This window comes from Mycobacterium sp. 3519A (assembly GCF_900240945.1).
GTDB lineage: Bacteria > Actinomycetota > Actinomycetes > Mycobacteriales > Mycobacteriaceae > Mycobacterium.
This window is the reverse complement of sequence record NZ_OESG01000014.1, coordinates 1,484,231-1,499,384: the sequence shown is the minus strand read 5'-3', so window position 1 is coordinate 1,499,384 and position 15,154 is coordinate 1,484,231. Positions and strand designations below refer to the sequence as shown.

Below are 15,154 nucleotides of genomic sequence, written 5' to 3'. Positions count from 1 at the left end.
GCGTTTCGGGCACCCCTAGGCCGTGCATGCTTCAGATATCGCCGCGTTGCCGATCCGGATCGGTGCGGCCGCCCGCCACCACCGCCGCCTGTTTCACCCGGACGGCGTGCTCGCCGAGGGCTACCTGGAACGGCTGGCACCACCGGACGGTGGGCTGCCGATGCAGTCGTGTGACGTGATCGCCCGCGTCTCGAAGGGCATCGGACTACCCGGCGCCATGGCCGACGTCGCAGGCCTGGCATGGCGTGTCCCGCCACCGCAGGATCTGCGGTCGTGCATGCCGTGGGATGTGCTGTTGGCCTCCACGATCGCCAATAGCCGCGTCGTTTTGGCACCCACCCGGTCCTGGACGAGCACGACGTTCTCCAGCCTGATGCCGCTTCGCTTCGACGGCGGCCTGTGGTGGATTCGCGCCCGGCTGTCCACTCAGATCGATGAGCCGGGGTTGTCGCTGGACACCATCAGGAACCAAATTGACTCCGGCATACTCGAATTCGACGTCGAGCAGGCCCGCGGGCTCAGCGGGTTCTCACCGTTGGCCCGGCTGACGTTGCGGCACCTCGATCCGAGCACCGACGACATCGCGTTCGACCCGGTCCTGCACAGCGACGAAGACGTGCAGTTGGCCCCGAGTTGGCTCGCCGACATTCGGCGCGCGGCGTATCGGCGTAGCCGGGAAGGCCGAGACGCCGATTAACCCGTCGGTTCCTGATCGGTGTCTGCGACGTCAGGCGTGTTCTCGTCGGTGGTGTCGGCATCGCCCGTATCGCTGGTCGTGCCGGTCTCCTCGACGGTCTTCTCCTCGTCGTAAATCCCTTTGCCGCGTGGCATCACAATCCTTTCGTCCACGCTGAACTACCCGTTGACGTTTCGTTTCAACCTGTCCGCCCCGGGTATGCGCTGCGAACTGTCACATCGGCGAAAGGCGGACACTATGGATGCCCTGGCGTTCCTTCGTGGGGACCACAAAAGCGTGCTCGGCATGTTGGAGGTGCTCGACGGCGCGCCATCCGGTTCCGGTGCCGACGCCAGCGGACTGGCCACGATGGTGACCAATCTGATCATCGCGGAATCCCAGCACGAGGCCGTCGAGGAGCAGTTCTTCTGGCCGGCGGTCCGTGACGCCGTCGAGGGCGGTGACGAACTCGCCGACGTCGCGTTGACCCAGGAGCAGGAGGGCAAGAAACTGCTCCAGGCACTCGAAGACGGCAAACCCGGTGACCCGGAATACCAACAGGCACTTCAAGACTTCGTCAAGGCGGGTCGCGAGCACATCAAATACGAGCAAGATGTCGTGTGGCCTGCGTTCGAGGCAGCGGTCAGCCGCGAACACCGCGAGAAGCTAGGTGAAAAGCTCGAGGCGGCCAAGAAGATCGCCCCACCCGGCCGCATCCCGACACACCGCCCAACGCAACCGTGCAGAAGACCATGGGAACCGTCGCCGCGATGGCAGACCATCTGCGCGACGCCGCCAGCGGCCGCGCCGACAAGAACCCACCCGACCCGCAACAGCACTGAACGCGACGAGGGCCGGCACCTGGCCGGCCCTCGCTGACGCGCGAATCAATCTGTGGGCGTGCGCTGTTCGTGAGTGAACGGCTTTTCGCTCTGCACCGCAGGCTGTCCCTCCGGGCTGCGCTCAGCACCCTTGTTCTGCCGTTTGGTGCCGCCGAGCCACTGCTGCTCGGGCTTCTCGACGTACTCCCACTCCATGCCTTCGGGCCACGGTCCCTGACCCTCGTTCCACGGCCCGCGCACCGACCCGTCGCCATTGGACATGTTGAACGCGACATTCTGGAACCGATCGTCCCCGGCGAGTTGACCGGGCGGGAAGTTCACCGGCAATTCGTTCAACGCCGCCGTGAACTGTTGGTAATGCGCGACTTCCCGCGTCATCAGGAACGTCAGGGTGTCCTGCACGCCCGGATCATCGGTGAACTGCTTCAGGTACTCGTACACGATCTTCGCGCGCGACTCGGCCGCGAGATTGCTGCGCAGGTCCACCGTCGGATCGCCGTTCGCGTTGACGAACGTGCCTTGCCACGGCACGCCCGCGGAGTCCTTGACGTCGGGGCCGCCGCCGCTCAGCGCAAAGTACAGGGGATTCACTGCGACGCTGTGGATGATGGCGTCGCGGCCGTCACGGCTGGCGACGGCGGGCATCCAATCGCACCGCTCGTTGGCCATCTTGAGGTCGTCGTTGAGGCCGTCGAGCAGCATGGTGATGATCGACCCGACCATCTCCAGATGGCTGAACTCCTCGGTGGCGATGTCCATGAACAGGTCGTACATCTTCGGGTTCTTCTGCCGCAGCACGAACGCCTGCGTGAAGTACTGCATCGCTGCCTTCAGTTCACCGTTGGCGCCGCCGAACTGTTCCTGCAGCAGTGTGGCGAAACGCGGGTCGGGTTCGCTGACCCGCACCTCGAATTGAAGGTCTTTGTTGTGGATGAACATGGGCGCCTCCCGGGCTGTCGACGATGTGGGCAGGTCGCCGGCGAATACCCGGGATCAGGTGCACCAAACGGCAATCAGCCCGCCGCCGTCCGGAGTTTCTCGAGCAGCGCGCCCGCCGCCTCCTTCAAAAACAACTCTTGGCCGTCGTCGCCGATCTGCACGAGTGCGATGTCGGTGAAACCGGCCTCCCAGTACTTGCGCACCGCGTCCACGATGGCGTCCAGATCCGGCCCGCACGGAATGGATTCCGCGACATCCTCCGGTTTCACGAACTGAGTGGCCCCCTCGAAACCCGCCGTGGTCGGCAGATCGGCGTTCACGGCCCACCCGCCGCCGAACCAGCGGAACTGATCGTGCGCGCGCTGCACCGCGCGGTCGCGGTCGGGGTCCCAACAGATCGGTATCTGCCCGATCACCCTGACGTCGCCCGGCAGCCCGGTCGCGCGGCGCGCATCATGCCATTCGTCGACGAGAGCCTTCTTCGGCTCCACAGCGATCAAATGGTCGGACAACGGCGCGAACATCTCCACCGAACGTTCACCCGACACCGCCGTGGCGATCGCGACGGGAATGTCAGGGAGATCCCAGATCCGCGCCGAATCCACCTCGAAATACTCGCCTTTCCAGTCGACCAGCTCGCCCGTGAACAACTCACGGATGATCTGGATGGCCTCTTTGAGCATCAGCTGACGACGCGACACCGTCGGCCATCGCCCGCCGACGACATGTTCGTTGAGGTTCTCGCCGCTGCCGAGGCCGAGCGTGAAGCGGCCGTCGGCAAGGATCTGCAACGTGGCGGCCTTCTGCGCGACCACGGCCGGGTGGTAACGCATCGTCGGGCACGTCACGTAGGTGAACAGCTCCACCCGTTCGGTGACCTGGGCGACGGCGCCCAGCACCGACCAGGCATACGGCGCATGCCCCTGCGACGCCAGCCACGGGAAGTAGTGATCGCTGGACACCTCGAAGTCGAAGCCCGCGCGTTCCGCCGAAACGGCATACCGGACAAGCTCTTTAGGTCCGCTCTGTTCTGTCATCAGGGTGTAGCCAAACCGCGTCATGGCACTCGGATACCCGAGCCCCTGATCACGAAACGACTACAGCCTGTCCTTGACGGCCGCCGACAGCCTGGCACCGTCGGCTTTTCCTGCGGCGATGGCGGTCGCGGCCTTCATCACCTGACCCATCTGCCGCATGCCCGGCCGCTCACCGATCTCCTCGGCGACTTGGGCGATCGCGGTGTCGGCTACATCGGCCAGTTCGGCTTCGGTGAGCTGGGTGGGCAGATAGTCGTCTATGACGCGCGCCTCCGCATGCTCGTTCGCGGCGAGCTCACCGCGACCGTTCTGCGTGTAGATCTCGGCCGCCTCGCTGCGCTTCTTCGCTTCGCGCTGCAGGACTTTGATCAGGTCGGCGTCGGACAGTTCGCGCGGCGCGTCACCGGCCACCTCTTCCTTCTGGATCGCCGCCAGCAGCATCCGCAACGTCGCGGTCCGCAGCTTGTCCTGCGACTTCATCGCGCTGGTCAGGTCGGCGCGCAGCCGATCTTTGAGTTCCGCCATGGCGCAAACGCTACGCCGGGGGCGCCGACTCGGCGCCGGCAAGGAACCGCGCGTCGACCTCCGCCGACACTTCGATGTGCTCCGGCACCAGCTCGACATCGGAGGTACCGCCGACGGCCGCTGCACGCATGTACGCGGCAGCGGGACCGGTTTCGGGTCGCGCACCGAGCATCCCGGCGTCGGCGACGGCCACGGGCCTGATCGCGCCCAGACCCAGCGCGTCGGCGTACGCCTGCGCACGGGTGACCGCGTCCCGCACCGCGCGGGTGCGTACTTCCTTGGCCAGTGCTTCGCGACGTTTCTCGGTCAGCGCCCACTCGACCCGCGCGACGCGGAATCCTTCGATATCCGCTATCTGCCTGCTCACCCAACGGGACAGCGCGCCGAAGTCGCGGAACTTCACCTCCACGTCGACGCTGGCGTGGTGCACCAGCGGCAGCTGTTTACCGTCCTTGTTCCACGGCCGCTGCGACCAGGTGCGCAGTTGATCTGCCGACCACCACGTCACCGAACCGTCGTCCTCCAGCGCTGCCAGGGAAGCCTTGACGGCATCCAAGTCACGCGCGACGCGGCTGTAGACCGGCTCCATCGCAGCGCCCTCGTAACCGATCATGGCGTGCACGGTGGCGCGTTCGGGCCGCTCGAAGGCGGAGAAGGAACCGCGCACGGTGATCTCAGTCGACATGTCGTCACGGTAGCGGCTGGCGCGGGCGGCCCGACCACGTTGTCAATTTGCGGAGTCATCGACAGGATGGTGATCATGAGCAACGACGCCGGCGGGTTTCCCCCTGCAGGTCCGCCGCCGCCGGGCTATCCGCCTCCCGGCTACCCACCACCGGGTTATCAGGGTCATCCGACGCCGGGCTACGGCGCTCCAGGTGGTTATCCGCCCCCGGGCTACGGCGCTCCAGGTGGTTATCCGCCCCCGGGCTACGGCGCTCCAGGTGGTTATCCGCCCCCGGGCTATCCAGGGTACGGCGCACCGCTGGCTCTCAAGCCGGGTGTCATTCCCCTCCGCCCCTTGACAATGTCGGACATCTTCAACGGCGCGGTGGCCTACATCCGCGCCAATCCCAAAGCGACGCTGGGTTTGACGACCGTCGTGGTGGTGGCCGCTCACCTTCTTGGGCTCGTATTGTCGGTGGGCCCGCTTGCAATCGCCGGGCAGCTGACGCCCACCCTCGGCGGCGAGCCGGTGCAGACGGGTGTGCTGCTCGGTTCGTCGCTGTCGAGTATTGCCGGGGCGGCGGCCACCTGGCTCTCGTCGATTCTGCTGACCGGCATGCTGACCGTGGTCATCGGTCGCGCGGTGTTCGGGGCGCCCATCACCATCGGCGAGGCGTGGCGACGGCTGAAGCCCCGGCTGTGGGCGCTGATCAGTTTCACCCTGCTCGAGATAGTCGGCGCCGCGATGCTGATCGGGGTTGTCGTCCTGATCATCACCGGTGTCGCGATGGCTGTCGGCGGCGTCGCGGCCGTCGTGGTCGGTGTGCCGTTGGGGTTGGCCCTGATCGTCGGGCTGATCTATTTGGCGACGATACTCAACTTCACGCCTGCACTCATCGTGCTGGAGCGGCTGCCGATCGTCCCCGCGATGGCGCGCTCGTTCAAGTTGATTCGCAGGGACTTCTGGCGAGTGTTCGGCATCTGGCTGCTCGCAGGCATCGTGGCCGTTTTCATCTCCGGCGCGGTTTCCATCCCGTTCAGCTTGGGCGGTCAGCTTGTGCTCGCTTCAGCGTTTTCCACGTTGGGTTTGATTGTTGCGCTGACACTGCTGTCCGTCGGCAGCGCCATCAGCCAGATCATCACCGCGCCTTTCTCGGCCGGTGTCGTGGTGCTGCTTTACGCGGATCGCCGGATCCGTGCCGAGGCGTTCGACCTGGTGCTGCAGGCCGGTGCGACGTTCGGGCCAGGCGCTCCGTCCGATTCGACTGACCACCTCTGGCTGACCCCCCAAGTTTGACGTGCCGACGATAGACATCGATCGCGATGCTGCGCACGAGGCGGCACAGCATGAACTTTCGAAGCCGATCTACCCCAAGCCGTCGCTGACCGAACGCCTCCTCCATTGGCTCGAAGAAGTGCTTTACAAACTCGCGGACGCAAGCGCCTCCCTGCCCGGTGGATGGTTGACGATCACTGTGCTGGCGATGCTGCTGATCGTCGCGATCGTGGTAGCGATCCGGGTCGCGCGCCGGACCATGCGCACCAACCGCGGCGGCGAGTCAGCCTTGTTCGGCGAGCATGAACTCAGCGCAGCTGAGCATCGCGCGACCGCGGAACAGTTTGCCGCCGTGGACAACTGGTCGGCCGCGATTCGTCATCGGCTCAGAGCCGTTGCGCGGCAGCTAGAGGAGAGTTCAGTCCTCGAACGCGTGCCCGGTCGCACGGCGACCGAATTGGCCAGAGACGCCGGCCGTGCCATACCACCGCTTGGCAACGAGTTGCGCAGGGCCGCTGAGGCTTTCAACGACGTCACGTACGGCGAGCGACCCGGCACTGAAAGCTCGTACCAAATGGTCGCCGAACTCGATGACCACCTGCGGTCACGCATACCTGCCGTCGACGTCAGCGGGTCGGCACCTACCGCCTCCGGCGGCTGGGCGGACGTGCGATGACGTTCTCCCGCACGGCCGTCGGGCCCACGCTCGGGCAGCGGTGGCGCAGCGTTCGCTGGGGCTTGTTGGCGTTGGCGGTGATCGTCGGCGTGGCACTGCTCAGCGCATATCTGACCACACCGCGGCCAGGCGGACCGATGGATCCGAGGTCGACGTCACCCGACGGCGCTGGAGCCCTCGTCACCATTCTGCGCGAGCATGGCGCGGACGTCGTCGTGGCCGACGACATCGCCGCCGTGGAGCGCGCCGCCCGCCCTGACACGATGATCCTGATCGCGCAGACCTTTTATCTGTTCGACGATGATCTGCTGCGTCGGTTGGCTGCCCTGCCCGGTGATCGACTGCTGGTGGAACCGATATCCCGGACGCGCGAGAAGCTGGCTCCGGAAATCCGGCCCGGCGACGAAACCACCTTCGGTGATTCGAAACCCGGCTGCGACCTTCGCGAGGCGCAGCGTGCGGGCGAGGTACAACTCGGTCTCGCCGACGGCTACGAGGCGGCAGGCGACGTACCCGTGACGCGGTGCTACGGCGGCGCACTGATCCGCTACAGCCACAACGGACGTCAGATCACAGTCGTGAGCTCCGGCCGATTCATGACCAACGGCGGTCTGCTCGATGCGGGCAATGCCGCGCTGGCGATGAACCTCGCGGGCTCTCATCCACGACTGATCTGGTACGCGCCGCAGCACAGCGAAGCGGGCGCTGAATCTCCAGGTGCCGCAAGGCTGACCGATTTGATGCCTTCACAAGTGCAATGGATCGTCCTCCAACTGTGCCTCGTCGTCGCTTCACTGGCCCTGTGGAAGGGCCGACGAATCGGCCCGCTGGTGGCAGAGCAACTGCCCGTGGTGGTACGCGCTTCGGAGACGGTCGAGGGCCGCGGTCGGCTGTACCGCTCGCGCCGGGCCCGGGACCGTGCGGCCGAGGCGCTCCGCACTGCGGCACTGCAACGGATGGCACCACGCGTCGGCCTCGGATCCGACGCTCAACCGCCCGATGTCGTGGCCGCCATATCGGAGCGATGCGGATTGCCCGGGCACGCGGTGGCGCACATACTGTTCGGCCCCGCGCCCGCCAGCGACCCTGATCTGGTGAACCTCGCGAACGAACTCGACAACATCGAAAGGCAGGTCGCTCAATCGTGACGCAGCCAACAGCAGACAGCACGGCGACATCGGAGACCGGAGCCGCGGCGGCGGCGACATCGGAGACCGGAGCCGCGGCGGCGGCGACATCGGAGACCGGAGCCGCGGCGGCGGCGACATCGGAGACAGCGCGAAATGCCCTGCTGGCGCTGCGCGGTGAGATCGCGAAGGCCGTGGTCGGTCAGGACGCCGTGGTCAGTGGTCTGGTCATCGCGCTGCTGTGCCGCGGCCACGTCCTGCTCGAAGGCGTGCCGGGGGTGGCCAAAACCCTGTTGGTGCGCACGCTGGCCGCCGCGTTGCAACTCGACTTCAAACGAGTGCAGTTCACTCCAGACCTCATGCCGGGCGACGTCACCGGATCGCTCGTATATGACGCCCGCACAGCGGAATTCGAATTCCATTCCGGCCCGGTGTTCACCAACCTGTTGCTGGCCGACGAAATCAACCGGACCCCGCCCAAAACACAGGCGGCGCTGCTGGAGGCCATGGAGGAGCGCCAGGTCAGTGTCGAGGGGGAACCGCGGCCGCTGCCGGACCCGTTCATCGTCGCCGCGACCCAGAATCCGATCGAGTACGAGGGCACATACCAACTGCCCGAGGCGCAACTGGACCGGTTCCTGCTCAAACTCAATGTGCCGCTGCCGCCGCGCGATCAGGAGATCGCGATCCTCGACCGACACGCACGCGGCTTCGACCCGCGTGAGCTGTCGGCGGTGAAACCCGTTGCAGGCGCGGCGGATCTGGCGGCAGGACGGGCGGCTGTGCGCACGGTCCTGGTGGCCGACGAGGTGTTGGGCTACATCGTCGACATCGCCGGCGCGACGCGGCGCTCCCCGTCGCTGCAGCTTGGGGTGTCGCCACGCGGCGCGACTGCATTGCTGGCCACCGCGCGGTCGTGGGCGTGGTTGTCCGGCCGAAACTACGTCACGCCCGATGACGTCAAAGCGATGGCCAAACCGACGCTGCGGCACCGAGTGTCGTTGCGGCCGGAGGCCGAGTTGGAAGGCGCCAATCCGGACGGCGTGCTCGACGGCATACTTTCGGCCGTACCGGTGCCGCGCTAGTGGTGCTGACCGGCCGCGTCGGCCTCGTCGCGTTGATCTGCGTGTTGCCGATCGCGTTGGCGCCGTCGCCCGCGCTCGCGTTCGTCGTGCTGTTGGCAGCGTTGGTCGCGGTCGTCGCGGCCGACATCGCGCTCGCCGCCAGCCCGCGTCGGCTCAACTGCAGCCGGCTGGGCGATACCGTGGCCCGGCTCGGTCAGCCGGTCGACGCCGTTCTGGTGGTCGGGAACTCCAACCGCAGGCGGTTCCGCGGCCAGATCCGCGACGCCTGGGCGCCGAGCACCCGCGCCGAACCCCGCACGCACGCCGTCAACATTCCTGCGGGTCAACATGTTCGGCTTGTCACCCGGCTGAGTCCTGTCCGGCGCGGCGATCAGCACAGCGCGCTGGTCACCGCACGCTCGATCGGGCCGCTGGGCCTGGCGGGCCGCCAAGGCTCTCACCGGGTACCGTGGCAGATCCGCATTCTGCCTCCGTTCCTGTCGCGAAAGCATCTGCCGTCGCGGCTGGCGAAACTGCGTGAGCTCGAAGGCATGACGCCCGTGCTGATCCGGGGTCAGGGCACCGAATTCGACTCGCTACGCGAGTACGTCATCGGCGACGACGTTCGCTCCATCGACTGGCGCGCCACCGCGCGACGCGGGGATGTGGTGGTGCGGACATGGCGGCCGGAGCGGGACCGCCGGGTAGTCATCGTGCTGGACACCGGGCGCACGTCGGCGGGCCGGGTCGGAGTCGATCCGACCCTTGCCGATCCTGGCGGCTGGCCCCGGCTGGACTGGTCGATGGACGCCGCGCTGCTGTTGGCGGCGCTGGCGGCCCGCGCAGGCGACCACGTCGACTTCATCGCCCACGACCGGGTGACCCGCGCAGGCGTGTTCAACGCGTCGCGCACCGAACTCCTCTCACAATTGGTCGACTCGATGGCGCCGCTGGAACCCGCCCTGGTGGAGTCCGACGCGCGGGCGATGTCGGCCACCGTGCACCGGCGGATCCGACGCCGCGCGCTCGTGGTGCTGTTGACGGACCTGAACGCGTCGGCACTCGACGAGGGTTTGATGGCGGTGCTGCCGCAGCTGTCCGCCAAACATCAACTGCTGATCGCCGCCGTGGCGGATCCGCGGGTCGACCAGCTGGCCGCCGGGCGCGCCGACGCAGCTCAGGTCTACGACGCGGCCGCGGCCGAACGCGCCCGCAACGACCGGCGGGCGATCGCATCGCGGTTGCGGCGGTCAGGAGTCGACGTGGTGGACGCGCCTCCCGACCAGTTGGCGCCTGAACTCGCCGACCACTATCTGGCCATGAAGGCAAGCGGCAAGCTCTAAGTCGTAGGGACCAGGTCAGGCGCATCCTCGACGTCGCCGCTCTCGCCCGCCCTCACCGCTTTGCGCCCGAAGTGGAAAACGTAACCGAGAAAAGCTATTTCGGCTGCGACACCGATACCTATGCGGACCGCCGTTGGTAGCGGCGACGGCGTCACCAACGCCTCGATGAGCCCTGAAACCAGCAGCACGACAACCAGTCCGACAGCAACGGCCACCACGGCTCGGCCCTGTTCGGCCAGAACCTGACCGCGCGGCCGGTTTCCCGGCGAGACCACCGACCAGCCGAGTCGCATGCCGACCGCGCCTGCCAAGAACACCGCGGTCAGTTCGAGCAACCCGTGCGGGGCCAGAAGACCGAGGAACACGTCCCCCTTGCCCGCGTCGAACATGAACGCCCCGATGACACCGAGGTTCGCCGCGTTCTGGAACAGGATGTACGGGATCGGGATACCGAGCAGGATTGCAAACCCGATGCACTGCGCGGTCACCCATGAGTTGTTGATCCACACCTGCAGCGCAAACGATCCAGCCGGATGCTCGCTGTAGTAGGACGCGAAGTCGTGGTTGACCAGTTCCTCGATCTCGCTCGGGGTTTTCAGAGCTGCCTGCGCTTCGTGGTTCCCGGACAACCACAACGCGATCAGCACCACGACGAGGAAGAACGCGATGGCAGTGCCGAGCCACCACCGCCATGACCGGTACGCAACGACGGGGAACGACACCGTCCAGAACCGGACGAACTCACGCCACAGCGGCGCGTGCGCGCCGGTCACCACCGAACGCGCCTGCGCCACCAGGCCCGACAACCGACCGATGAGAATTCCGTCGGTGGACACACTGCGCACCATCGAGAGGTGGGTGGACACCCGCTGGTAGAGGTCGACCAGTTCGTCGACCTCCGCGCCGGTCAGCCGGCGGCGCTTCTTGACCAGCACCTCGAGTCGGTTCCACGTCGGGCGGTGCGCCAGCACGAACGCATCGACATCCACGTGGCAAATCCTAGTAGCCTGGCGCAGTATGGTCGGCCAGCAAGAACCAGTGGTGACCGGCGATGCCGTAGTCCTGGATGTTCAGATCGCTCAACTCCCGGTGCGCGCGTTGTCGGCGTTGATCGACCTGACGGTGGTGTTCGTAATCTACGTGATCGGCGTGATGTTGTGGGCGACCATGCTGTCCCAATTCGACGATGCATTGTCGGCCGCGGTGTTGATTATCTTCACCGTGCTGGCACTGGTCGGTTACCCACTCGTGTTCGAGACAGCGACCAGGGGTCGGTCACTGGGAAAAATGGCGTTGGGGCTGCGGGTGGTTTCAGAGGACGGCGGTCCAGAACGCTTCCGCCAGGCGCTGTTTCGCGCGCTGGCGGGTGTGATCGAGATCTGGACTCTGGTCGGCGGCCCTGCGGTGATCTGCAGCATGCTGTCGCCGAAGGGAAAGCGCATCGGCGATATCTTCGCCGGCACCGTGGTGATCAGCGAACGCGCCCCGAAGCTGAGCCCACCGCCGCCGATGCCGCCGCAGCTCGCATGGTGGGCGTCTTCGTTGCAGTTGTCCGGACTCGGTCCAGGACAGGCCGAGCGTGCCCGCCAATTCCTTTCGCGCGCAGCACAACTGGATCCCGCTATCCGTGACCAGATCGCATACCGGATCGCCGCCGAGGTGGCCGCTCAGATCTCACCGCCACCTCCACCCGGCGTGCCGCCGCAGTTGGTGCTGGCCGCCGTGCTGGCCGAGCGCCACCGCCGTGAGTTGGCGCGCTTGCAGGCGCGCACAGCCCAGAACGCTGCTCCGCCACCGGTCCAGCCCACCTATCGGCCGCAGCCAGCGGCACCGCCCGATCCCGGCGGCTTCACCCCGCCGAGTTGAGATCGCCTCAGCGGTAACGCAACCCGAAAAGCATCACCGCGGCACCGATCAAGCTGGTGGCGGTGCGTACGTGGTTCCACGCCGTCCACACCGAGAAGTACGCTCGCCACTCGCCCGCGGCGTCGGTCAGCGATAGGCCATCGGGGTTCACAGCGTCGAGGTGATTGTTGAGCGGCACGTTGAAGGCGATCGTGACGACCGCTCCGAGGATGCCGAGCACCGCACCGATGAGCAGCCACCAACTGCCCGGCTGATTCAGGCGGGTCAGCGCGGCGACTCCGACCGCGACGGCCAGGACCGTCGCGCCGAAGTATCCGAGCAGGAACACGGGATTCCCGTTGGCCTCGGCGTTGATACCTCGCATCGCGGTGATGGCATCGGCGGGTCCGGTGCGATCGAGGCCGCGCATCACGAACGTCGAGAACGCGTACATCATCCCGCCTGCGGCGGCGCTCGCGAGTGCTGCCAGCGAGGTCAGGACGACGACGGGACTGGTGTTCATGCGAGAAGTCAACCGATCCCGCGCGCCGGGTGCCATCGCTCAGCGTCCCGACTACATACGCGGGCGTCTACGTGGCCGCGACACCGCTGTACAACTTGGCCGATACCGCGGCCAGCCACCCCCATGCCAGTACGACAGCCGCCGTGAACACCAAAATGGTTGCCGCCGCGCCCCTTCCGGACGCCAACGCCAAGAAGCTGGCTGCGAAGACCACGCCGGTGATCCGGGAGAACCACGCCCACGACGCCTGACCGGTGCGCACAAACCACGCCGCCAGCACAAAGCACGCCGCCACCAGGCAGAGGAACCCGACACTCGCCACCGCGAAATGCGTCAACCCGTGCCAGCTGACCTCACCCATGCCCGCGGGTGTGCCCGGCGGGAAGCCGTCGGACGGATCGGCCCGGAAGATGCCGGCGGCGATCAAGGCCACACCGTAGGCACCGAGCAGCCCCGACGCCCATCCGGAGAGCCGACCGGGCCCGAGCGCCCGTCGCACGCCGATGGCCGCAGCGACCGTCATCGCACCGGTCAGCAGGAAGGTGGCGATCTGGATCCAGCCCAGATCACCGTTGGCGAGTTGGCTGGCAGCATGCCGGGTCGGGTCGAACCCGTCGCGAAGGACCATCTGGAATGCCACCGCTGTTACGTAGATCGGCCCCGCGATCACCCCGTAGCCGAGCAGCGACTTCGTCACCCGAATCGGCAGCGGCGGGCAGTCAGTCGTCGTCATGTCGCACCTTCCGAGCCAAATCAAACTAGACTGTCCAGTACCCTACGACCTTCGGAACTAGACTGTCCAGTACTGATCAGGGAGCCGACATGGTGCAGCCGCTAGGACGCTCGGCGCAGAAGCGCCAGACCATCCTCTCGGCGGGCCGGGACTTGTTTCTGAGCAACGGTTATCAGGGCACCAGCGTCGACCAGATCGCGGCGGGGGCCGAGGTGTCCAAGCAGACCGTGTACAAGCATTTCGGCGACAAGCACGAACTGCTACTGGCCATCGTGGACGGCGCGCTGCAGAGCACGGTCACGCCGGTCCTGGAAAGAATCCGAGGACTCGGCGACACCACCGACCTCGAGGCCGATATGACCGCGCTGGCGGCAGATTATCTGCGTGCAGTGCTGCAGGAGCCGGTGGTCCAGTTGCGCCGACTGGTTGTCGGAGAGGCCAATCGGGTTCCCGACCTGGCCCGGCTGTACTACGACCAGGCGCCGGCCAGAGCGCTGGCCGCATTCGCCGACTGCTTCGCCGCCCTGCACCGGCGCGGGTTGCTGCGCGTTGTTGAACCCGACTGCGCGGCAGAGCATTTCGCGTTCCTGGTGGTCGGCCGGTGTATCGATCAGGCGCTGTTCTGCGGCGGACCGCAGGTGCTGGCTTCCGTCGACGTCGACAGCCACGTCCGCAGGGCGGTGCAGGTCTTTCTCGCCGCGTACCGGCCCGAGGAACGTTAGGCTCCCGGCGTGGACGCCGTGGTCGGCCTGCTCGACGGGGTGCGGGCGCGGGGCGCATTCGTCCTGCGGATGATGATGGATCCGCCATGGTCGATGAGCATCGAAGATGAAGCGCCGCTGACTGTCATCTGCCAGACCCACGGCCGCGCGGCGCTCGTCGGCGAGGCCAGCGGGACAGCCTGGCTGGGCCCCGGTGACGTCGCGCTGACCCGAGGCACCGAACGATATGTGTTCGCCGATCATCCGACGACGGCGCCGCTGGTCGTCATCCACCCGGGCCAGCGCTGCACCACACGCTCGGGTGAGGATCTGAGATTCGAGATGTCGCTTGGCCTTCGCACCTGGGGCAACAGCGCATCGGGCGCGACGCGCTCGGTAATCGGCGCGTATGAGGGCCGCAGCGAGGTGAGCGCCCGCCTGCTCGACGCGCTTCCCCCCGTGCTGGTGCTGCGCGCCGACGAATGGAAAACGCCGTTGGTGGAACTGCTCGCCGCCGAAGCGACCGGCGAAGGTCCAGGGCAGGAGGCGTATCTCGATCGCTTGCTGGATCTGTTGTTGATCGGGGTGGTCCGCACATGGTTCGACCGCGACGACAACGCGCCACCGTGGTGGTACGCCGAATACGACCCGGTTGTCGGGCCTGCGTTGAAGCTGATCTACAACAATCCGGCTCATCCGTGGACCGTGGCGAATCTTGCTGCGGCCGTTGGCAGCTCGCGTGCGGCCTTCGCCGGCAGGTTCACCGAGCAGGTCGGCGAACCACCGATCGCTTTTCTGACCAACTGGCGGTTGGCGCTGGCTGCTGACCTGCTGCGGTCCAGTGAACTCACCATTGCGGCGGTCGCCAAGCGGGTCGGCTACAGCACGCCGTTCGCGCTGAGCAGCGCCTTCAAGCGGGCCTACGCTGTCAGCCCGAACACCTACCGTGCGGATTATCCGGGCGAGGCATTGGGCTCATCGGCGCTCTGAGCCCGAGGTCGGGCGCGCCCTGAATCCGGAACCCGCTGCAACTGAACCCCCATAAGGTGCCTCCGATAGGCCGCCACAGCGCCGGTGCAAGGGAGGACTTGGTAGTAGTCCAGGACCAGGGCGACGCGACATTCAGTAAACACCTTGTTTTCGTTTTACGGTGCTCTTTTCGTTTTTCAGGTAACAGCTCA

Annotated in this window: 17 protein-coding genes and 1 pseudogene; 10 read left to right on the top strand and 8 right to left on the bottom strand. The window is 66.6% G+C overall.

The annotated features are described in order from the left end of the window. Nucleotides 1–22: 22 nt before the first annotated feature. Nucleotides 23–697 (top strand): phosphodiesterase, encoded by a 675-nt coding sequence (locus C1A30_RS28270; RefSeq protein ID WP_101951564.1) that lies wholly within the window; start codon nt 23–25, stop codon nt 695–697. Here the strand turns inward: C1A30_RS28270 and C1A30_RS35870 are convergent. Next, nucleotides 694–831 carry a hypothetical protein gene (locus C1A30_RS35870; protein ID WP_200828450.1) on the bottom strand — a complete coding sequence of 46 codons (138 nt, stop codon included), beginning with the start codon at nt 829–831 and terminating at the stop codon, nt 694–696. The two genes, C1A30_RS28270 and C1A30_RS35870, sit on opposite strands and share 4 nt — an antisense overlap. Nucleotides 832–934: 103 nt before the next feature. On the opposite strand from C1A30_RS35870, the pseudogene C1A30_RS28265 reads away from it, so the two are divergent. Next, nucleotides 935–1,518: pseudogene (locus C1A30_RS28265) on the top strand (hemerythrin domain-containing protein). Nucleotides 1,519–1,563: 45 nt separating this feature from the next. Here the strand turns inward: C1A30_RS28265 and C1A30_RS28260 are convergent. The 4 genes from C1A30_RS28260 to C1A30_RS28245 form a co-directional block, all read right to left on the bottom strand. Continuing rightward, nucleotides 1,564–2,457 carry a manganese catalase family protein gene (locus C1A30_RS28260; RefSeq protein ID WP_101951563.1) on the bottom strand — a complete coding sequence of 298 codons (894 nt, stop codon included), beginning with the start codon at nt 2,455–2,457 and terminating at the stop codon, nt 1,564–1,566. Between the two features lie 74 nt (nt 2,458–2,531). After that, nucleotides 2,532–3,518 (bottom strand): LLM class F420-dependent oxidoreductase, encoded by a 987-nt coding sequence (locus C1A30_RS28255; RefSeq protein ID WP_101951562.1) that lies wholly within the window; start codon nt 3,516–3,518, stop codon nt 2,532–2,534. Between the two features lie 36 nt (nt 3,519–3,554). Then, nucleotides 3,555–4,019 (bottom strand): GatB/YqeY domain-containing protein, encoded by a 465-nt coding sequence (locus tag C1A30_RS28250; protein WP_101951561.1) that lies wholly within the window; start codon nt 4,017–4,019, stop codon nt 3,555–3,557. A gap of 10 nt (nt 4,020–4,029) precedes the next feature. Then, complete coding sequence (locus tag C1A30_RS28245) at nt 4,030–4,704, bottom strand: SIMPL domain-containing protein (protein WP_101951560.1); 675 nt, start codon at nt 4,702–4,704, stop codon at nt 4,030–4,032. A gap of 75 nt (nt 4,705–4,779) precedes the next feature. On the opposite strand from C1A30_RS28245, the gene C1A30_RS28240 reads away from it, so the two are divergent. The 5 genes from C1A30_RS28240 to C1A30_RS28220 all read left to right on the top strand — a co-directional run bounded on the left by C1A30_RS28240 (nt 4,780) and on the right by C1A30_RS28220 (nt 10,171). After that, complete coding sequence (locus tag C1A30_RS28240) at nt 4,780–5,982, top strand: hypothetical protein (protein ID WP_200828449.1); 1,203 nt, start codon at nt 4,780–4,782, stop codon at nt 5,980–5,982. A 1-nt stretch (nt 5,983) separates the two neighbouring features. Continuing rightward, the gene (locus C1A30_RS28235; protein WP_101951558.1) at nt 5,984–6,637 is read left to right on the top strand and encodes a DUF4129 domain-containing protein; all 654 of its coding nucleotides are present in this window, start codon (nt 5,984–5,986) and stop codon (nt 6,635–6,637) included. Further along, on the top strand, nt 6,634–7,785 hold the full coding sequence (locus C1A30_RS28230; RefSeq protein WP_101951557.1) for a DUF4350 domain-containing protein: 1,152 nt from the start codon (nt 6,634–6,636) through the stop codon (nt 7,783–7,785). The genes C1A30_RS28235 and C1A30_RS28230 overlap by 4 nt, the downstream gene beginning before the upstream one ends. Nucleotides 7,786–7,925: 140 nt before the next feature. After that, on the top strand, nt 7,926–8,849 hold the full coding sequence (locus C1A30_RS28225; protein WP_101952936.1) for a MoxR family ATPase: 924 nt from the start codon (nt 7,926–7,928) through the stop codon (nt 8,847–8,849). Further along, nucleotides 8,849–10,171, top strand: coding sequence for a DUF58 domain-containing protein (locus C1A30_RS28220; protein WP_101951556.1), 1,323 nt, complete (start codon nt 8,849–8,851; stop codon nt 10,169–10,171). Before C1A30_RS28225 ends, C1A30_RS28220 begins: the two co-directional genes overlap by 1 nt. Here C1A30_RS28220 and C1A30_RS28215 read toward each other — a convergent pair. Continuing rightward, on the bottom strand, nt 10,168–11,160 hold the full coding sequence (locus C1A30_RS28215; RefSeq protein ID WP_101951555.1) for a stage II sporulation protein M: 993 nt from the start codon (nt 11,158–11,160) through the stop codon (nt 10,168–10,170). The two genes, C1A30_RS28220 and C1A30_RS28215, sit on opposite strands and share 4 nt — an antisense overlap. Nucleotides 11,161–11,188: 28 nt before the next feature. On the opposite strand from C1A30_RS28215, the gene C1A30_RS28210 reads away from it, so the two are divergent. Next, on the top strand, nt 11,189–12,037 hold the full coding sequence (locus C1A30_RS28210) for an RDD family protein (protein ID WP_101951554.1): 849 nt from the start codon (nt 11,189–11,191) through the stop codon (nt 12,035–12,037). Nucleotides 12,038–12,044: 7 nt separating this feature from the next. Here the strand turns inward: C1A30_RS28210 and C1A30_RS28205 are convergent, their stop codons facing one another. Together C1A30_RS28205 and C1A30_RS28200 are read right to left on the bottom strand one after the other, a co-directional pair. Next, nucleotides 12,045–12,539, bottom strand: a complete 495-nt coding sequence (locus C1A30_RS28205) for a DUF1772 domain-containing protein (RefSeq protein ID WP_101951553.1) — start codon at nt 12,537–12,539, stop codon at nt 12,045–12,047. Nucleotides 12,540–12,606: 67 nt separating this feature from the next. Continuing rightward, on the bottom strand, nt 12,607–13,272 hold the full coding sequence (locus C1A30_RS28200; protein ID WP_101951552.1) for a DUF998 domain-containing protein: 666 nt from the start codon (nt 13,270–13,272) through the stop codon (nt 12,607–12,609). 89 nt (nt 13,273–13,361) lie between these two features. Between C1A30_RS28200 and C1A30_RS28195 the strand changes: the two genes are divergently transcribed. Both C1A30_RS28195 and C1A30_RS28190 read left to right on the top strand, forming a co-directional pair. Beyond that, on the top strand, nt 13,362–13,994 hold the full coding sequence (locus C1A30_RS28195; RefSeq protein ID WP_101951551.1) for a TetR/AcrR family transcriptional regulator: 633 nt from the start codon (nt 13,362–13,364) through the stop codon (nt 13,992–13,994). Between the two features lie 9 nt (nt 13,995–14,003). Then, nucleotides 14,004–14,963 (top strand): AraC family transcriptional regulator, encoded by a 960-nt coding sequence (locus C1A30_RS28190; RefSeq protein WP_101951550.1) that lies wholly within the window; start codon nt 14,004–14,006, stop codon nt 14,961–14,963. Nucleotides 14,964–15,154: the final 191 nt, after the last annotated feature.